This window comes from Streptomyces sp. SD15 (assembly GCF_054462255.1).
Genome location: NZ_JBTLMO010000003.1, coordinates 286,236 through 302,020 on the forward strand (window position 1 = coordinate 286,236; position 15,785 = coordinate 302,020).

At 69.6% G+C, this 15,785-nt stretch carries 14 protein-coding genes; 6 read left to right on the plus strand and 8 right to left on the minus strand.

The features are described from left to right. Positions 1–9 precede the first annotated feature (9 nt). From ACX28W_RS04830 to ACX28W_RS04855, 6 genes are read right to left on the minus strand one after another with little or no spacing between them, the layout of a single operon-like run. Positions 10–1,422: a BNR repeat-containing protein gene (locus tag ACX28W_RS04830; protein ID WP_458997490.1), complete on the minus strand. Its 1,413-nt coding sequence runs from the start codon at positions 1,420–1,422 to the stop codon at positions 10–12. A gap of 42 nt (positions 1,423–1,464) precedes the next feature. Then, positions 1,465–1,785, minus strand: coding sequence for an L-rhamnose mutarotase (locus ACX28W_RS04835; protein ID WP_362072303.1), 321 nt, complete (start codon positions 1,783–1,785; stop codon positions 1,465–1,467). 26 nt (positions 1,786–1,811) lie between these two features. Then, positions 1,812–2,894 carry a rhamnose ABC transporter substrate-binding protein gene (gene rhaS, locus ACX28W_RS04840; RefSeq protein ID WP_458997491.1) on the minus strand — a complete coding sequence of 361 codons (1,083 nt, stop codon included), beginning with the start codon at positions 2,892–2,894 and terminating at the stop codon, positions 1,812–1,814. 33 nt (positions 2,895–2,927) lie between these two features. After that, on the minus strand, positions 2,928–3,938 hold the full coding sequence (locus ACX28W_RS04845; protein ID WP_458997492.1) for an ABC transporter permease: 1,011 nt from the start codon (positions 3,936–3,938) through the stop codon (positions 2,928–2,930). After that, a complete protein-coding gene (locus tag ACX28W_RS04850) occupies positions 3,931–4,971 on the minus strand; it encodes an ABC transporter permease (protein WP_458997493.1) in 1,041 nt (346 codons plus the stop codon). Before ACX28W_RS04850 ends, ACX28W_RS04845 begins: the two co-directional genes overlap by 8 nt. Further along, complete coding sequence (locus ACX28W_RS04855; protein WP_458997494.1) at positions 4,968–6,485, minus strand: sugar ABC transporter ATP-binding protein; 1,518 nt, start codon at positions 6,483–6,485, stop codon at positions 4,968–4,970. The genes ACX28W_RS04850 and ACX28W_RS04855 overlap by 4 nt, the downstream gene beginning before the upstream one ends. A 246-nt stretch (positions 6,486–6,731) precedes the next feature. Between ACX28W_RS04855 and rhaI the strand changes: the two genes are divergently transcribed. From rhaI to ACX28W_RS04885, 6 genes are all read left to right on the plus strand, one after another. After that, positions 6,732–7,892, plus strand: coding sequence for an L-rhamnose isomerase (gene rhaI, locus ACX28W_RS04860; protein ID WP_458997495.1), 1,161 nt, complete (start codon positions 6,732–6,734; stop codon positions 7,890–7,892). Positions 7,893–8,053: 161 nt separating this feature from the next. Next, positions 8,054–10,093, plus strand: coding sequence for a bifunctional aldolase/short-chain dehydrogenase (locus ACX28W_RS04865; protein WP_458997496.1), 2,040 nt, complete (start codon positions 8,054–8,056; stop codon positions 10,091–10,093). Next, positions 10,090–11,538: a rhamnulokinase gene (locus ACX28W_RS04870; RefSeq protein WP_458997497.1), complete on the plus strand. Its 1,449-nt coding sequence runs from the start codon at positions 10,090–10,092 to the stop codon at positions 11,536–11,538. The genes ACX28W_RS04865 and ACX28W_RS04870 overlap by 4 nt, the downstream gene beginning before the upstream one ends. A gap of 71 nt (positions 11,539–11,609) precedes the next feature. Next, complete coding sequence (locus tag ACX28W_RS04875; protein ID WP_458997498.1) at positions 11,610–12,365, plus strand: (Fe-S)-binding protein; 756 nt, start codon at positions 11,610–11,612, stop codon at positions 12,363–12,365. Then, positions 12,362–13,843, plus strand: coding sequence for a LutB/LldF family L-lactate oxidation iron-sulfur protein (locus tag ACX28W_RS04880; RefSeq protein WP_458997499.1), 1,482 nt, complete (start codon positions 12,362–12,364; stop codon positions 13,841–13,843). The genes ACX28W_RS04875 and ACX28W_RS04880 overlap by 4 nt, the downstream gene beginning before the upstream one ends. Further along, positions 13,840–14,514 (plus strand): LutC/YkgG family protein, encoded by a 675-nt coding sequence (locus tag ACX28W_RS04885; RefSeq protein WP_458997500.1) that lies wholly within the window; start codon positions 13,840–13,842, stop codon positions 14,512–14,514. The genes ACX28W_RS04880 and ACX28W_RS04885 overlap by 4 nt, the downstream gene beginning before the upstream one ends. Here the strand turns inward: ACX28W_RS04885 and ACX28W_RS04890 are convergent. Next, a complete protein-coding gene (locus tag ACX28W_RS04890) occupies positions 14,487–14,696 on the minus strand; it encodes a hypothetical protein (protein ID WP_458997501.1) in 210 nt (69 codons plus the stop codon). The two genes, ACX28W_RS04885 and ACX28W_RS04890, sit on opposite strands and share 28 nt — an antisense overlap. A 152-nt stretch (positions 14,697–14,848) precedes the next feature. Beyond that, complete coding sequence (locus ACX28W_RS04895; protein ID WP_458997502.1) at positions 14,849–15,286, minus strand: zinc ribbon domain-containing protein; 438 nt, start codon at positions 15,284–15,286, stop codon at positions 14,849–14,851. Positions 15,287–15,785: the final 499 nt, after the last annotated feature.

Below are 15,785 nucleotides of genomic sequence, written 5' to 3' on the forward strand. Positions count from 1 at the left end.
CGAAATCGTTCATGACGGCAGCTTGAAGTCGACGACATGGAGCGCCGAGGGTGTCGTCCCGCTGGACTTCTCCTGGTACATGATCGACAGCGTCCCGTCCTGCGGGACGCGTGTCTCGTCGATCACGACCTCGCCGAACGCGTTGAGGCCGCTGCCGTCGTACAGGAGCTTCCAGTCGGTGTACCCGGACGACTTCGACGCGGCGGCTATCCGGCCGAAGGGCATGATCGCGTAGACGTTGTCGTACTTGTCCAGGATCAACTTGGTGCGCTGGCTGGAGTTCAGCGTGATGGGGATCTCGGTCTTCGTCCAGCTGCCGGAGGCGTTCTTGCGGAGGTGGAAGGCGCGGCCATTGGTCGTCCGGTCGGTGACGTAGTTGGTCGTGCACTGGCCGAAGCGGCCGGGCACATAGCTGATGATCGCGTGCGGCAGCCCGGTGGAGTCGGTGGCCTGGCTTTCCTGGTTCATCAGGGAGTGGTCGGGGTTGAGGGGGTCGACGACGAGTCCGGCGTCGGTGACGGCCACCTTGTCGGAGCCGCCGGTGGTGCCGACGAGGGTGCCCGCGTCGTTGCGCCAGGTGCGGCCGCGGTCGGTCGAGTAGACATAACCGGTGTCGTGGTTGGTGATGCCACCGCCGCTGCACATCACCGCGGCCGACTGCTCGCGCCAGGTGAAGAAGGACTGCAGCCGGCCGTTGACGTCGTAGTCGATGCCGTGCAGGTACATGTTGCGGGCGGTGCTGGAGCCGTGCTCGCTGGTGTACGTGCCGATCGAACTGGACCACTCCCCGAGAGCGGTCCAGGACGAACCGTCGTACTCCGCGAGGGCGTTGCGCCCGTTTCCGGAGATGGCGACCCGATAGCTGAGCTGGAGCTTGCCCTCCGGTGTCGAGACGAACTGCGGGTAGGTGAACTGCGTGGTGAGCGCGAGCCCGTCGAGGCTCGTCTGCACGGCGCCGAAGACCGCGGAGGTCCAGGCTGTCGAGGCGGCGTTGTCGAGCAGCCCCGCCACCGACTTCACGTAGAAGAAGCCGTCGCTGTGGGAGTCCATGTTGAGGTGCAGCCGGCCGTCGGTCTTCGACACGCCCATGGAGATCACGTTGTGCGAGTCGTCGCTCTTGAGCTTGTGGCCGAGGGTGACCGTCGACCAGCTCGACGCACCGAGCGCACGGCGGGCGACTACCGCGCTGCGGTCGGCGGTGTACCAGACGGCATACTGGTGGCCCTTGTACGTGAGCAGACCGTTCTTCTGGAACGCGTTGTTGTTGACCAGGCCGTCGTACGACACGAAGTACACGGCCTGGGCGTCCAGTCGGGTGCTGCCGGTACGGGTCACCGAGGGGCCCGGGTCGGCCGCCCGTGCCGTGCCCGGGGCCGCCACGGTGGCGAGCAGGGCCGTCGCCAACAACGTGCGTCGTCTCATGTGCGGAGCTCCTGGTTCGGGCGAGGGAGTCGGGCGAGGAAGTCAGGCGAGATGGAAGACTTCCGTGAGGGGCTTCATGGCCTCGTCGGGCCGGGCGCCGTCGAGGGATTCGAAGAAGGGTGCCATCTCGGCCTGCCAGCGGGCGTTGACGTCGGTGGCCTCCATGGCGGCCTGGGCCGCCGTGAAGTCCTCGGTCTCCAGATAGCCGACGAGCAGTCCGTCATCACGCAGGAAGAGCGAGTAGTTGTGCCAGCCGGTGGCCGAGAGAGCTGCCAGCATCTCGGGCCACACGGCCGCATGCCTCTCGCGGTACTCCACGAGCCGGTCCTGCCGGACCTTGAGAAGAAAACAGACGCGCTGCATGAAGTACCGCTCCCGAGTGAGACGGATCAGAAGTCGAACTGGTCGATGTTCTCGGCGTTGAAGACGGTCGGCTTGCCCAGGTTGATCACGCCGTCCTTGCCTATGGTGAAGGAGCCCATGGCACCGGCCTCGAAGCTCTCGCCCTCCTTGCCGCTGATCTGCCCCGAGGACAGCGCCACCGCCGTACGCGCGGCCAGCTCGCCGAGCTTCGCCGGGTCCCACAGCTCGAAGGCGTCGACGGTGCCGTTCTTGACGTACTTGCGCATGTCGTTCGGGGTGCCGAGGCCGGTCAGCTTGACCTTGCCCTTGTACTTGGAGCCGGACAGGTACTGGGCGGCCGCCTTGATGCCGACGGTGGTCGGGGAGATGATCCCCTTCAGGTTCGGGTACTCCTGGAGCAGGCCCTGGGTCTGCTGGAAGGACTGCTGGGCGTCGTCGTTGCCGTACGCGACCTTGACCAGCTTGATGTCCTTGTACTTCGCGTCCTTCAGCTCGTCCTTCATGAAGTCGATCCAGGTGTTCTGGTTCGTGGCGGTCTGCGCGGCGGACAGGATCGCGATCTCGCCCTTGTAGCCGATCTGCTCGGCGAGCAGCTGCACCTCGGTGCGGCCCAGGTCCTCGGCGCTGGCCTGCGAGACGAAGGCGTTGCGGCACTCGGGCTTGGTGTCGGAGTCGTAGGTGACGACCTTGATGTCATTCGTCATGGCCTGCTTGAGCGCGGTGCACAGGGCGCCCGGGTCCTGTGCGGAGACCGCCATCGCGTCGACCTGCTGCTGGGTGAGCGTGTTGACGTAACTCACCTGGCTGCTGGTGTCGGTGGCGCTGCTCGGGCCGACCTCCTTGTAGCTGGAGCCCAGTTCCTTGAGGGCCTTCTCGCCGCCCTTGTCCGCGGAGGTGAAGTACGGGTTGTTGACCTGCTTGGGCAGGAAGCCGACCGTCAGGCCCTTCTTGGTGGCCGCCTTCGGGTCGGCCTTGCCGGAGGTCGCGTTCGAGCCGCTCTCGCTCTTGACGTCCTTCTTGGTGGTGCCGCCGCAGGCGGTGACGGCCAGGGCGAGGGAGGTGACGGCGGCGAGCGCCGCGCAGCTACGACGGATCGAGGACTGGCGCATGACGTGGATTCCTTATGAGGGTGAGCGGAACGGTTACGAGGCCGGAGTCGAGGCGGCTCTGCGGCCCGCCCTCGCTACGGAGATCTGCCGCGCGACCCGGGGGCCGAGCACGGAGACGACGAGCAGAACGCCGGTGACGACGATCTGCGACTGCGCGGAGACGTCCTGGAGGCTCATCACGTTCTGCGCCGCGCCGAGCAGGAAGACTCCCGCGATGGCGCCGCCGAGCGTGCCCTTGCCGCCGTCGAAGTCGATGCCGCCGAGGAGGACGGCCGCGATGACGGAGAGTTCGAGCCCGGTGGCGTTGTCGTAGCGGGCGCTGGCGTAGTGCAGGGCCCAGAAGACGCCGGTGAGCGAGGCCATGAAGCCGGTGGCGACGAACAGGAGCAGTTTCTGCCGCTTGACCCGGATGCCGGCGAACCGGGCGGCCTCCTCGTTGGCGCCGACCGCGAACGCCGAGCGCCCGAACGGGGTGGCGTGCAGGACGACCACCGCGATGGCGAGCAGCACGAGGAAGGGCAGGAACGCCTGTGGGATGAAGGTGTCGCCGATGCGTCCGGCCGCGAAGTCCAGGTACTGGGTGGGGAAGTCGGTGACCGCGTCCGAGCCGAGCACGATCTGCGCGATGCCCCGGTAGGCGGCGAGCGTGCCGATGGTGACGGCGAGCGACGGCAGGCCGAGCCGGGTCACCAGCAGGCCGTTGACCAGCCCGCACACCACGCCGAGGAGCAGGCACAGCGGGATGATCGTCTCGATCGACATGCCCTGGTTCCACAGGGCGCCCATCACCGCCCCGGACAGACCGGCCGTGGACGCGACCGACAGGTCGATCTCGCCGGACACCACGAGCAGGGTCATCGGCAGGGCGATCAGCGCGATGGGCAGCGTGTTGCCGATCAGGAACGACAGGTTGAGAGCGTTGCCGAAGCCGTCCACGAACCCGAAGGAGAACAGCAGCAGGACGAGGAGGAGGGCGCCGACGGCCCCGTCCCACCTTGACAAGGCGGTCCAGCGGACGGCGCGCGCGAGAGGCGAGTCAGCCATGGCGGGCGTTCCTCTTCTTCAGGGCGGAGGCCACGCGCAGCGCGACGACCCGGTCGACGGCGATGGCGAGGAGGAGCAGGATGCCGTTGATGGCGAGCACCCACACGGAGCTGACGCCGAGGGCGGGCAGCACGCTGTTGATGGAAGTGAGCAGCAGCGCGCCGAGCGCGGCGCCGTAGACGCTGCCGGAGCCACCGGTGAAGACGACGCCGCCGACCACCACCGCGCTGACGACGGTGAGTTCATAGCCGTTGCTGGTTCCGGAGTCGACGTTGCCGAACCGGGCGAGGTACAGCGCGCCCGCGAGTCCGGCGAGGCCGCCGCAGACGATGTACGCGGTCAGGATCCGCTTGCGGACGGGGATCCCGGCGAGCCGTGCGGCCTCCGGGTTGGAGCCCAGCGCGTACAGCTCGCGGCCGCTGCCGAAGTGCTTGAGGTAGTACGCGGTGACCAGCAGCACCGCCAGGGCGATCAGGGCGAGATACGGAACCGCCGAGATGCCGCCGGAGCCGAAGTCGACGAAGCCGCCGGGGAGGTCGGCCGCGGTGATCTGCCGGGAGCCGACCCAGATGGAGTCGATGCCGCGGATGATGTAGAGCGTGCCGAGGGTGACGACGAGCGCGGGCACCTGCCCGAGGCTGACGAGCAGCCCGTTGACCAGTCCGCAGCCGATGCCGAGGAGCACGGCGAGGAGCACCGCGACGACGGGGTTTCCGCCGCCCTGCAGATAGATGCCGGCTGCGAAGGCGCTGATGCCGAGCGTCGAGCCGACCGACAGGTCGACGTTCCGGGTGATCACGACCAGGGACTGGCCGGTGGCGACGAGCACCAGGATGGTCGCGTTCAGCAGCAGGTCCTTGATGCCCTGCTCGGACAGGAACTCGCTGTTGCCCATCTGGGTGATGGCGATCATCACCAGGAAGACGACCAGGATGGCGAGTTCGCGCATCTTGAAGACGCGGTCGACCAGCCGGGTGCCGCTCGACCTGGGCACTTCGGCGGCGGGGGCGGGGTTGGGCGCGGTCACCGTCATGCGGCGGCCCTCCCGGTGGCGGCGGCCATCACGGATTCCTCGGTGGCTTCGGAGCGTGGGATCTCGGCGGTGAGTCGGCCCTCGTGCATCACCAGCACGCGGTCCGCCATGCCGAGGATCTCGGGCAGATCGGAGGAGATCATCAGGACGGCCACGCCGTCGGCGGCCAACTCGCTGAGCAGTCGGTGCACTTCGGCCTTCGTACCGACGTCGATGCCACGGGTCGGCTCGTCGACGATCAGTACCTTGGGACCGGTGGCGAGCCACTTGGCGAGGACGACCTTCTGCTGGTTGCCGCCGGACAGGGTCGACACGGTGTCGGCGATCCGGGCGTACTTCACCTGCAGCTTGACCGCCCAGTCGAGGGAGCGGCTGCGCTCGGCGCCCCGGTCCATCAGGCCCGCCTTGACCGTCGTCCGCAGCCCGGTGAGCCCGATATTGCGCTCGATGGACATGTCCATCACCAGGCCCTGGGCGCGTCGGTCCTCGGGGACGAGGGCGAGCCCGGCGGCCATGGCCGTGGACGGCGCCCCGTTCGTGAGCGCCTTGCCGTCGACCTCCACCCCGCCCGCGTCCCAGCGGTCGACACCGAAAACTGCTCGGGCGACCTCGGTACGCCCCGCGCCGACGAGACCGGCGAGACCGACGATCTCGCCGCGCCGGACGTCGAAGGAGACATCGGTGAAGACGCCCTCGCGGGTCAGACGGCGCACGCTCAGGGCGACCTCGCCGGCCTCGACGTCCTGCTTGGGGTAGAGCTCGTCGAGGTCGCGGCCGACCATCCGGCGGACCAGGTCGTCCTCGGTCATGCCGTCGAGGGGCTCGCTGGAGATCCAGGCGCCGTCGCGCAGGGTCGTGACCCGTTGGCAAATCTGGAAGATCTCCTCCAGGCGGTGCGAGATGAACAGCACCGCCGAGCCCTGCTCGCGCAGGGTGCGGACGACTCCGAAGAGGCGGGCCACCTCGCTGCCGGTCAGAGCGGCGGTCGGCTCGTCCATGATCAGGACGCGGGCGTCGAAGGAGAGCGCCTTGGCGATCTCGACGATCTGCTGGTCGGCGATGGACAGGCCGCGCGCCGGCCGGTCGGGGTCGAGTTCGACGCCGAGGCGCTTCATCAGGGCCGAGGTGGCGGCGTGGGTGGCCTTGTGGTCGATACGGCCGAGGGCGCGCCGGGGCTGGCGGCCCATGAAGATGTTCTCGGCGATCGACAGGTCGGGGAAGAGCGTGGGCTCCTGGTAGATCACCGCGATGCCCGCGTCCCGGGCGTCGGCGGGACCGTGGAAGACGGTGGACTCGCCGTCCAGCAGCACCCGACCGGCGTCCGGTCGGTGCACGCCGGCGAGTGTCTTGATGAGGGTCGACTTGCCCGCGCCGTTCTCGCCCGCGAGTGCGTGCACTTCGCCGGGGAACAGCTGCAGGGACACGTCCCGCAGGGCGCGTACCGCGCCGAAGGACTTGGAGATGTCCTCGAGCGCCAGTACGGGGGCCGGACCCGCGTCGGACCGGTGGGTCATGGGGGCTCCTCAACGACGCGGGCAAAGAAGCCTCACGACGTCGTGAAAGGTTTCAACTAGGTTGCCGGGACGTTAGACAGGTTGCACAGGTCACGTCAATGGGTCCGAGTCGAAATTTTCGATAGTGAGAGGTAGCAACCGAGTCACGGAGAGGCGGTCTTCGTCCAGGGGGTTGACAGCCCTTCGAGCGGCTCATAGCTTCAGCCGTCTGAATCGTTTCAGAAGACTTGTCAGAGGAGCCCTGAAGTGACCGAGCTTGCCGCGGTGAAGACCGCCCTCAACACCCAGGCAGTAGAGACGCCGTCGTGGGCGTACGGGAACTCGGGAACCCGCTTCAAGGTGTTCGCGCAGCCCGGAGTCCCGCGCAACCCGCGCGAGAAGCTGGACGACGCCGCCCAGGTGCACGCTTTTACGGGTGCCGCGCCGACCGTCGCGCTGCACATCCCCTGGGACAAGGTCGACGACTATGGGGCGCTGGCCAAGTACGCCGAGGAGCGCGGCCTGCAGCTGGGAACGATCAACTCCAACACTTTCCAGGACGACGACTACAAGCTGGGCAGCGTCTGCCACCCGGACGCGGCGGTGCGCCGCAAGGCCCTTGATCACCTGTTCGAGTGCGTCGACATCATGGACGCGACGGGTTCGAAGGACCTGAAGCTCTGGTTCGCCGACGGCACGAACTATCCCGGTCAGGACGACATCCGCGAGCGCCAGGACCGTCTCGCCGAAGGACTCGCCCAGGTCTACGAGCGGCTCGGGGACGACCAGCGGATGCTGCTGGAGTACAAGTTCTTCGAGCCCGCCTTCTACACGACGGACGTCCCGGACTGGGGCACCGCGTACGCACACTGCCTCAAGCTCGGTCCCAAGGCGCAGGTCGTCGTCGACACCGGCCACCACGCCCCCGGCACCAACATCGAGTTCATCGTCGCCACGCTGCTGCGCGAGGGAAAACTCGGCGGCTTCGACTTCAACTCCCGCTTCTACGCCGACGACGACCTGATGGTGGGCGCCGCCGATCCCTTCCAGCTCTTCCGGATCATGTACGAGGTGATCCGCGGCGGCGGCTTCGCGCCGGACGTCGCCTTCATGCTCGACCAGTGCCACAACATCGAGGCGAAGATCCCGGCGATCATCCGCTCGGTGATGAACGTCCAGGAGGCCACCGCCAAGGCTCTCCTCGTGGATCGCTCTGCCCTCACCGAGGCACAGCGGGCCGGTGATGTGCTCGCCGCCAACGCGGTGGTGATGGACGCGTACAACACGGATGTGCGGCCGCTGCTGGGTGAGGTGCGCGCCGAGCTGGGGCTGGACCCGGACCCGGTTGCCGCGTATCACCGGTCCGGGTGGGCGGCGAAGATCGCCGAGGAGCGGGTCGGTGGGCAGCAGGCGGGGTGGGGAGCGTAGCGGCTACGTCGCGTCTGCCGGGTTGGACCGGCACCAGACTGCGGGCCGCAGGTGGCTGGTCGCGCCCACGCGGCGGAGCCGCAAGATGTCACAGCCCCGCGCTCCTGAAGGGGCGCTTACCTCACCCTGCTCTCCATATTTCACGTAAGGATTGATCACGCATGGCAACCCATCCCGAAGCCGCCGCCCTGCTGGCCCGGTCGCACCGGCTTGGTGCTGATCCGCGCAACACGAACTACGCGGGCGGCAACACCTCCGCGAAGGGCACCGACACCGACCCCGTGACCGGCGGTGACGTCGAGCTGATGTGGGTCAAGGGGTCGGGCGGCGACCTCGGCACGCTGACCGAGTCCGGGCTCGCCGTGCTCCGCCTGGACCGGCTGCGGGCGATGACGGAGGTCTATCCGGGCGTCGAGCGCGAGGACGAGATGGTCGCCGCGTTCGACTACTGCCTGCACGGCAAGGGAGGCGCGGCCCCGTCCATCGACACGGCGATGCACGGACTGGTGGACGCGGCCCACGTCGACCACCTGCACCCCGATTCCGGTATCGCGCTGGCCTGCGCGGCGGACGGCGAGAAGCTGACGGCCGAGTGTTTCGGCGACAGCGTCGTGTGGGTGCCGTGGCGCCGGCCCGGCTTCCAGCTCGGGCTGGACATCGCGGCGGTCAAGGAGGCCAACCCGAGGGCGATCGGCTGTGTCCTCGGCGGGCACGGCATCACGGCGTGGGGCGACACGGCCGAGGAGTGCGAGCACAACTCGCTGCACATCATCCGCACCGCCGAAGCCTTCCTCGCCGAGCGCGGGAAGGGCGAGCCGTTCGGGCCGGTCGTCGAGGGGTACCAGGCGCTGCCCGAGGGTGCGCGCCGGGACCGGGCCGCGGCGCTGGCGCCGTACGTCCGCGCCCTCGCCTCCCAGGACCGTCCCCAGGTCGGCCACTTCACCGATTCCGACGTCGTCCTCGACTTCCTGGCGAGCGCCGAGCATCCGCGCCTCGCCGCCCTCGGTACTTCCTGCCCCGACCACTTCCTGCGGACGAAGGTCAGGCCGCTCGTCCTCGACCTGCCGCCGGCCGTCGGCCTGGACGAGGCGATCGCCCGGCTGAAGGAGCTGCACGCGGAGTACCGCGAGGAGTACGCGGCCTACTACCAGCGGCACGCCGACGCCGACTCCCCCGCGATGCGCGGCGCGGACCCGGCGATCGTGCTGGTGCCCGGTGTCGGCATGTTCTCCTTCGGCAAGGACAAGCAGACCGCACGCGTGGCCGGCGAGTTCTACGTCAACGCGATCAATGTGATGCGGGGCGCCGAGGCCGTCTCGACGTACGCGCCGATCGAGGAGTCGGAGAAGTTCCGCATCGAGTACTGGGCCCTGGAGGAGGCCAAGCTCCAGCGGATGCCGAAGCCGAAGCCGCTCGCCACCCGGGTGGCACTGGTGACGGGCGCGGGCAGCGGCATCGGCAAGGCGATCGCCGAGCGGCTGGTGGCCGAGGGCGCGTGCGTGGTGATCGCGGACCTGAACGCGGAGAACGCCGCCGGGGTCGCCGAGGCGCTGGGCGGTCCCGACAAGGCCGTCGCCGTCACCGTCGACGTGACCTCCGAGGAACAGATCGCCGAGGCCTTCAAGGCGGCGGTGCTCGCGTTCGGCGGCGTCGACCTGGTCGTCAACAACGCGGGCATCTCCATCTCCAAGCCGCTGCTGGAGACCACCGCGAAGGACTGGGACCTCCAGCACGACATCATGGCCCGCGGCTCCTTCCTCGTCTCGCGCGAGGCGGCCCGGGTGATGATCCAGCAGAAGCTGGGCGGCGACGTCATCTACATCGCGTCCAAGAACGCGGTCTTCGCCGGCCCGAACAACATCGCCTACTCCGCGACCAAGGCCGACCAGGCACATCAAGTCCGGCTCCTTGCCGCCGAGTTGGGCGAGCACGGCATCCGGGTCAACGGCGTGAACCCGGACGGGGTGGTGCGCGGGTCGGGCATCTTCGCGGGCGGTTGGGGCGCACAGCGCGCGGCCACCTACGGCATCGAGGAGGAGAAGCTCGGCGAGTTCTACGCCCAGCGGACCATCCTCAAGCGGGAGGTACTGCCCGAGCACGTCGCGAACGCGGTGTTCGCCCTCACGGGCGGGGACCTCACGCACACCACCGGTCTGCACGTCCCGGTCGACGCCGGTGTCGCGGCGGCATTCCTGCGATGAGCGAGCACCTCAACACCTTCGCCGCGGTCGACCTCGGCGCGTCCAGCGGGCGCGTCATGGTCGGCCGCGTCGGCCCCGACACACTGGATCTGACGGAGGCGCACCGCTTCCCGAACCGGCCCGTCCGCGTCCCCGAAGGACTGCGCTGGGACGTCCTCGCTCTGTACGCGGGGGTCCTCGACGGGCTGCGGGCGGCCGGGCAGGTCGACTCCGTCGGCATCGACAGCTGGGCCGTGGACTACGGCCTGCTGGACGCCGACGGAGCGCTGCTGGGCAATCCGGTGCACTACCGCGACGCCCGCACGGAGGGTGTGGCGGAGAAGGTGTGGGCCACTGTGCCCGCCGCGGAGCTGTACGCGGCGACCGGGCTCCAGTACGCGCCCTTCAACACCCTGTACCAGCTCACGGCGGCCCGTTCGACGGCTCAACTCGCTGCGGCCGAGCGGATGTTGCTGATCCCCGATCTGCTGACGTACTGGCTCACGGGCGAGCCGGGCACGGAGCTCACCAACGCCTCGACCACCCAGCTGATCGACCCGCGCACCCGCGACTGGTCGTACGACCTCGCGGACCGGCTCGGCGTCGACCTGAAGCTGTTCGCGCCGCTGCGCCGGCCGGGCGACCCGGCCGGTCTGCTGCGCCCGCACGTCCTGGAGGAGACCGGGCTGACCGGCCCGGTCCCGGTGACGACCGTCGGCTCGCACGACACCGCCTCCGCGGTGGCCGCCGTCCCCGCCGTCGGCGAGCGCTTCGCCTACATCTGCACCGGCACCTGGTCCCTGGCCGGCCTGGAACTGGACGCGCCGGTCCTCACCGAGGCGAGTCGCGCGGCCAACTTCACCAACGAACTGGGCCTTGACGACACGGTCCGTTATCTGCGGAACATCATGGGTCTGTGGCTGCTCCAGGAGTGCGTACGCGCATGGGGGCACCCCGATCTGGAGGAGCTGCTGCGGGCCGCCGCCGAGGTCGCGCCGCTGCGGTCCGTGGTGGACGCGGGCGACGCCGCCTTCCTGGCCCCCGACCGGATGCCGGCCCGGATCGCCGACGCCTGCCGCAGGGCGGGGCAGCCCGTGCCCGAGTCCCGCGCCGAGATCACCCGCTGCATCCTCGACTCCCTCGCACTCGCCCACCGCAGGGCGATCCGCGAGGCCGAGTCCCTCGCCGACCACCCGGTCGACGTCGTGCACATCGTCGGCGGCGGCACCCGAAACGCCCTGCTCTGCCAACTGACCGCGGACGCCTGCGGTCTGCCGGTGGTGGCGGGCCCGGCGGAGGCGGCGGCGCTGGGCAACGTCCTCGTGCAGGCCCGGGCCCACGGCCTCGTCGGCGACCGTACGTCGATGCGGCGACTCCTCGCCCGTACGCAGCCCTTGCGGCGGTACGAGCCCCAGGGCGACGCTGCGGCATGGCGCGCGGCCGAGGACCGCCTCACCCGTCCGTGAGCGGGGACTCCCGTGTCACCTGCCCGCCGCGTACTCTGCACCCATCCGATGACCGATCCCAAGGAGCCGCGATGCGTGTCGCCCTGTTCCTGACCTGTGTCAACGACACGCTCTATCCGGACACCGGCCGCGCCGTGGTGAAACTGCTGACCAGGCTGGGCGTCGAGGTCGACTTCCCGATGGCCCAGACATGTTGCGGGCAGGCGCACTACAACACCGGGTACCGGCACGAGGCCGAGCCGCTGGCCCGGCATTTCTCCGATGTCTTCGGTGAGTACGAGGCGATCGTGACGCCTTCCGGGTCGTGCGGCGCGATGGTGCGGGAGCTGTATCCGCGGATGGGTGAGCGGGCACGGTCGGACGGCCGCGGGGACACCCTCGCGGCCACGCTCGCCCCGGTCGTGCCGAAGACGTACGAGCTCACCGAGTTCCTGGTGGATGTGCTCGGCGTGACGGACGTGGGCGCGTACTACCCGCGCACGGTGACGTACCACCCCACCTGTCACGGCCTGCGCAGCCTGGGTCTCGGTGACCGGCCGCGCCGGCTGCTCCAGGCCGTCAAGGGACTTGAGCTGCGCGAGTTGCCCGGCGCGGACGAGTGCTGCGGCTTCGGCGGTACCTTCGCCGTCAAGAACCCCGATGTCTCGGCGGCGATGGGCGCCGACAAGGTGCGCAACGCCGAGTCGACGGGCGCCGACGTGCTGTGCGCCGCCGACAACTCCTGTCTCATGCACATCGGCGGCACGATGGCCCGGCTGGAGACGGACATGCGGCCGGTGCACATCGCGGAGATCCTGGCGAGCACGGAAGAGGAGCCGAGCGCATGAGCAGCGGGACCTTCGTCGGCATGCCGGCCTTCCCGAAGGCCGCCCACGAGGCGGTCAACAACCCGACCCTGCGCGGCAATCTGCGCCACGCGACCCACACGATCCGCGCCAAGCGCGCCACCGCGGTCGCCGAACTCGACGACTGGGCCGCCCTGCGCACGGCGGGCAAACAGATCAAGGACCACACGCTCCGTCATCTCGACCGCTACCTCGTGCAGTTGGAGGAGTCGGTCACGGCGGCCGGGGGCGTCGTGCACTGGGCGGCCGACGCCGACGAGGCGAACCGGATCGTCACGGAGCTGGTGAAGATGACCGGCGAGACGGAGGTCGTCAAGGTCAAGTCCATGGCCACGCAGGAGATCGGACTCAATGAAGCCCTCGAGGCGGAGGGCATCCACGCCTACGAGACCGATCTCGCCGAACTCATCGTGCAGTTGGGCAAGGACCGCCCCTCGCACATCCTCGTCCCCGCCATCCACCGCAACCGGGGCGAGATCCGTGACATCTTCGCGCGCGAGATGAGCGAGTGGGGCCGCCCGGCCCCCGAGGGCCTCACCGACACACCCGCCGAACTGGCCGAAGCGGCCCGGCTGCACCTGCGCGAGAAGTTCCTGCGCGCCAAGGTCGGTATCTCCGGGGCCAATTTCATGGTCGCCGAGACCGGCACGCTGATGGTGGTGGAGTCCGAGGGCAACGGCCGGATGTGCCTGACCCTCCCCGAGACGCTGATCTCGGTCGTCGGCATCGAGAAGATCGTGCCGACCTGGCGGGACCTGGAGGTCTTCCTGCAGACCCTCCCCCGCTCCTCGACGGCCGAGCGGATGAACCCGTACACCTCCATGTGGACGGGAACCACGGACGAGGACGGCCCTCAGACCTTCCACCTGGTCCTCATCGACAACGGCCGCACCGACACGCTCGCCGACGAGGTCGGCCGCCAGGCCCTGCGCTGCATCCGCTGCTCGGCATGTCTCAACGTCTGCCCGGTGTACGAGCGGGCGGGCGGCCATGCGTACGGCTCGGTCTACCCCGGCCCGATCGGCGCCATCCTCAGCCCCCAGCTCCGGGGCACCGGGAGCGAGATCGACGCCTCGCTCCCCTACGCCTCCTCGCTCTGCGGCGCCTGCTACGAGGTCTGCCCGGTCGCCATCGACATCCCGGAAGTCCTGGTTCACCTGCGGGAGCGGGTCGCCGAGGGCGGCCAGGTGACGCGACAGGGCAACAAGGTCGTACTCAAGCCCGCGAAGGGGCACGCGGCCGAGCGAGCGGCGATGCGGGTCGCTCGGTGGGCGTTCAGCCACCCCGGCGCGCTACGCACCGGCCAGCGGCTCGCGTCCCGGACGCGCCGCTTCCATCCGCGGACGATGCCCGGGCCGGGCAAGGCGTGGAGCGAGACCCGTGATCTGCCGACGGTGCCCGCGGAGCCGTTCCGCGACTGGTGGCAGCGTACGCAGGGCGGAAAGGACCTCACCAAGTGAGCAGCAGGGAACTGATCCTGGGCCGGGTGCGACGCGCGCTCGCCGATGTGCCACGCGACGACGACACGCCGTACGAGCAGGCCGTTCAGCGGAGTTATCTGCGCGAACACGGTGCGCGGAGTGTCGAGGAGACGGTGGATCTGCTCGCCGAGAACCTGGCGGACTACCGAGCGCTCGTGCACCGCTGCGACGCGGCCGAACTGGCGGCGACGATCGCCGGGCTGCTGGCTGCGCACGGCTCCACGTCGGTGGTCCTACCGCCGGGTCTCGACGAGGCATGGCCGGCTGCGGCCGGCGACGTGACGCGCGTGCCGGACCGGTTCGACAGCACCTCGCACGAACTGGACCGGGTCGACAGCGTCGTCACCGCCTGCGCCCTGGCGATCGCCGAGACCGGCACCCTCGTGCTGGACGGCGGCCCCGATCAGGGCCGCCGTCGCATCACCCTGGTCCCGGATCACCACATCTGTGTCGTACGCGTCCCCGACCAGGTCGTCGCCTCTGTGCCCCAGGCCCTGGAGCGCCTCGACCCGACCCGCCCGCTGACCTGGATCTCCGGTCCTTCGGCGACCAGCGACATCGAGCTGGACCGGGTCGAGGGGGTGCACGGCCCGCGCACCCTGGAGGTGGTGCTGGTGAGCGGTCAGCCGAGCGCCGAGGTCACCTCGTAGGCACCCGACGGAAGCCGGTAGGAGGCGGTGCCGCTCTCGGAGACGAGGAAGTCGACGCCGGGTACCCGGGACGGGGGTGTCCGGCCGGCGCGGACGGTGGCGGGATCGGTGGTCGGCAGGCGCAGGGTCGCGCCGCTGTTGGCGGGGACCACGGCCCGGTAGGTCAGCTCCCGGCCCTTCACCGTCCACTCACGATCTCGCCGTAGGGAGAGACATGTCACCTTCTCGGCAGTGAACGGCCGAGCTTGTACGGCTCGGCGTTGTTCACACCTTGTCGCGCTCCCGACTGTCCGCTACGACGGGACGGTCACGGGTCGCATCTCCCGCCTTCCGGCTACACCGGTGGCGGGACGGGCATGGTGACGAATACCCACGCCGAGCGTGCGCGGTCGCGCACGTTGACCCCGGCGACGACGTCGGCGGGCCCGGCGAGGCCGCACCGACGACAACAGAAACGGTCCCGGGTGGGCCGGTTGGCCCGCCCGGTATGGCCGCAGCGCGGGCAGCGCTGCGAGGTGTAGGCCGGATCCACTTCCAGGAACGGCACCCCGGCCCGGCGGGCCTTGTAGGCAAGGTGCTGTCCGAGCTGGTGGAACGGCCAGGAGGAGAGCGTGCCCCGCTGGTCGCGGCGTAGCCGTACCCGCTCGCGGATCCCGTCGAGCTGCTCGACGGCGATCCCGCGACCGGTGCTCCCCCAAGCTCTCAACTGCGTTCGAGCAGGGGGTACCCCCACCGCGACGGACACGATCTCCTTGGAGATCACATGGTTCACGTGGGCGGCATGGCGCTGTTCCCTGCGCTTGCGGCGGGAAAGTCGCCGCCGGGCGGAACGGGTCTTCTTCTTCTGCAGTTCGCCGCGTTTGCGGGCCTGCCACCTGCGGGAACCACTTCCCGCCCCGCTGGATGAGGTCGCTCTCGCCGCGCCGGTACTGGACCAGGGTCTTGAGCTGGTCGGGGTGGCCGGTGTAGCGGATCCCCTTCATCCGCCCGTCCACGGTCCACAGGGAGACGGTGCGCGCGTCGTGCGGCCATGACAGGCAGCGGTCGTCGAACGGCTGGGCCGCCTCCGGCCGGAAGACGATCGGCGTACTGACCGCCTTGCGACACCGCCGGGAGGTCGAGGGCCCCAGATTCCCGGCGCGCAGGTTGGCCTGCAGGGTGGCGTAGGCGTCGACCACGACCACCGCACACATGGCCGCCCCATGCCCGGACATCACCCACGCCGGTGACCTGCAGGACGGTTGTTCGTATTTCCTGGCTCCGCCAGGCAG

Bases quoted from the DNA above. Each gene is read 5' to 3' on its own strand.
- ACX28W_RS04830 (WP_458997490.1), bottom strand. From the start codon at position 1,422: ATGAGACGACGCACGTTGTTGGCGACGGCCCTGCTCGCCACCGTGGCG.
- ACX28W_RS04835 (WP_362072303.1), bottom strand. From the start codon at position 1,785: ATGCAGCGCGTCTGTTTTCTTCTCAAGGTCCGGCAGGACCGGCTCGTG.
- rhaS (WP_458997491.1), bottom strand. From the start codon at position 2,894: ATGCGCCAGTCCTCGATCCGTCGTAGCTGCGCGGCGCTCGCCGCCGTC.
- ACX28W_RS04845 (WP_458997492.1), bottom strand. From the start codon at position 3,938: ATGGCTGACTCGCCTCTCGCGCGCGCCGTCCGCTGGACCGCCTTGTCA.
- ACX28W_RS04850 (WP_458997493.1), bottom strand. From the start codon at position 4,971: ATGACGGTGACCGCGCCCAACCCCGCCCCCGCCGCCGAAGTGCCCAGG.
- ACX28W_RS04855 (WP_458997494.1), bottom strand. From the start codon at position 6,485: ATGACCCACCGGTCCGACGCGGGTCCGGCCCCCGTACTGGCGCTCGAG.
- ACX28W_RS04865 (WP_458997496.1), top strand. From the start codon at position 8,054: ATGGCAACCCATCCCGAAGCCGCCGCCCTGCTGGCCCGGTCGCACCGG.
- ACX28W_RS04870 (WP_458997497.1), top strand. From the start codon at position 10,090: ATGAGCGAGCACCTCAACACCTTCGCCGCGGTCGACCTCGGCGCGTCC.
- ACX28W_RS04875 (WP_458997498.1), top strand. From the start codon at position 11,610: ATGCGTGTCGCCCTGTTCCTGACCTGTGTCAACGACACGCTCTATCCG.
- ACX28W_RS04880 (WP_458997499.1), top strand. From the start codon at position 12,362: ATGAGCAGCGGGACCTTCGTCGGCATGCCGGCCTTCCCGAAGGCCGCC.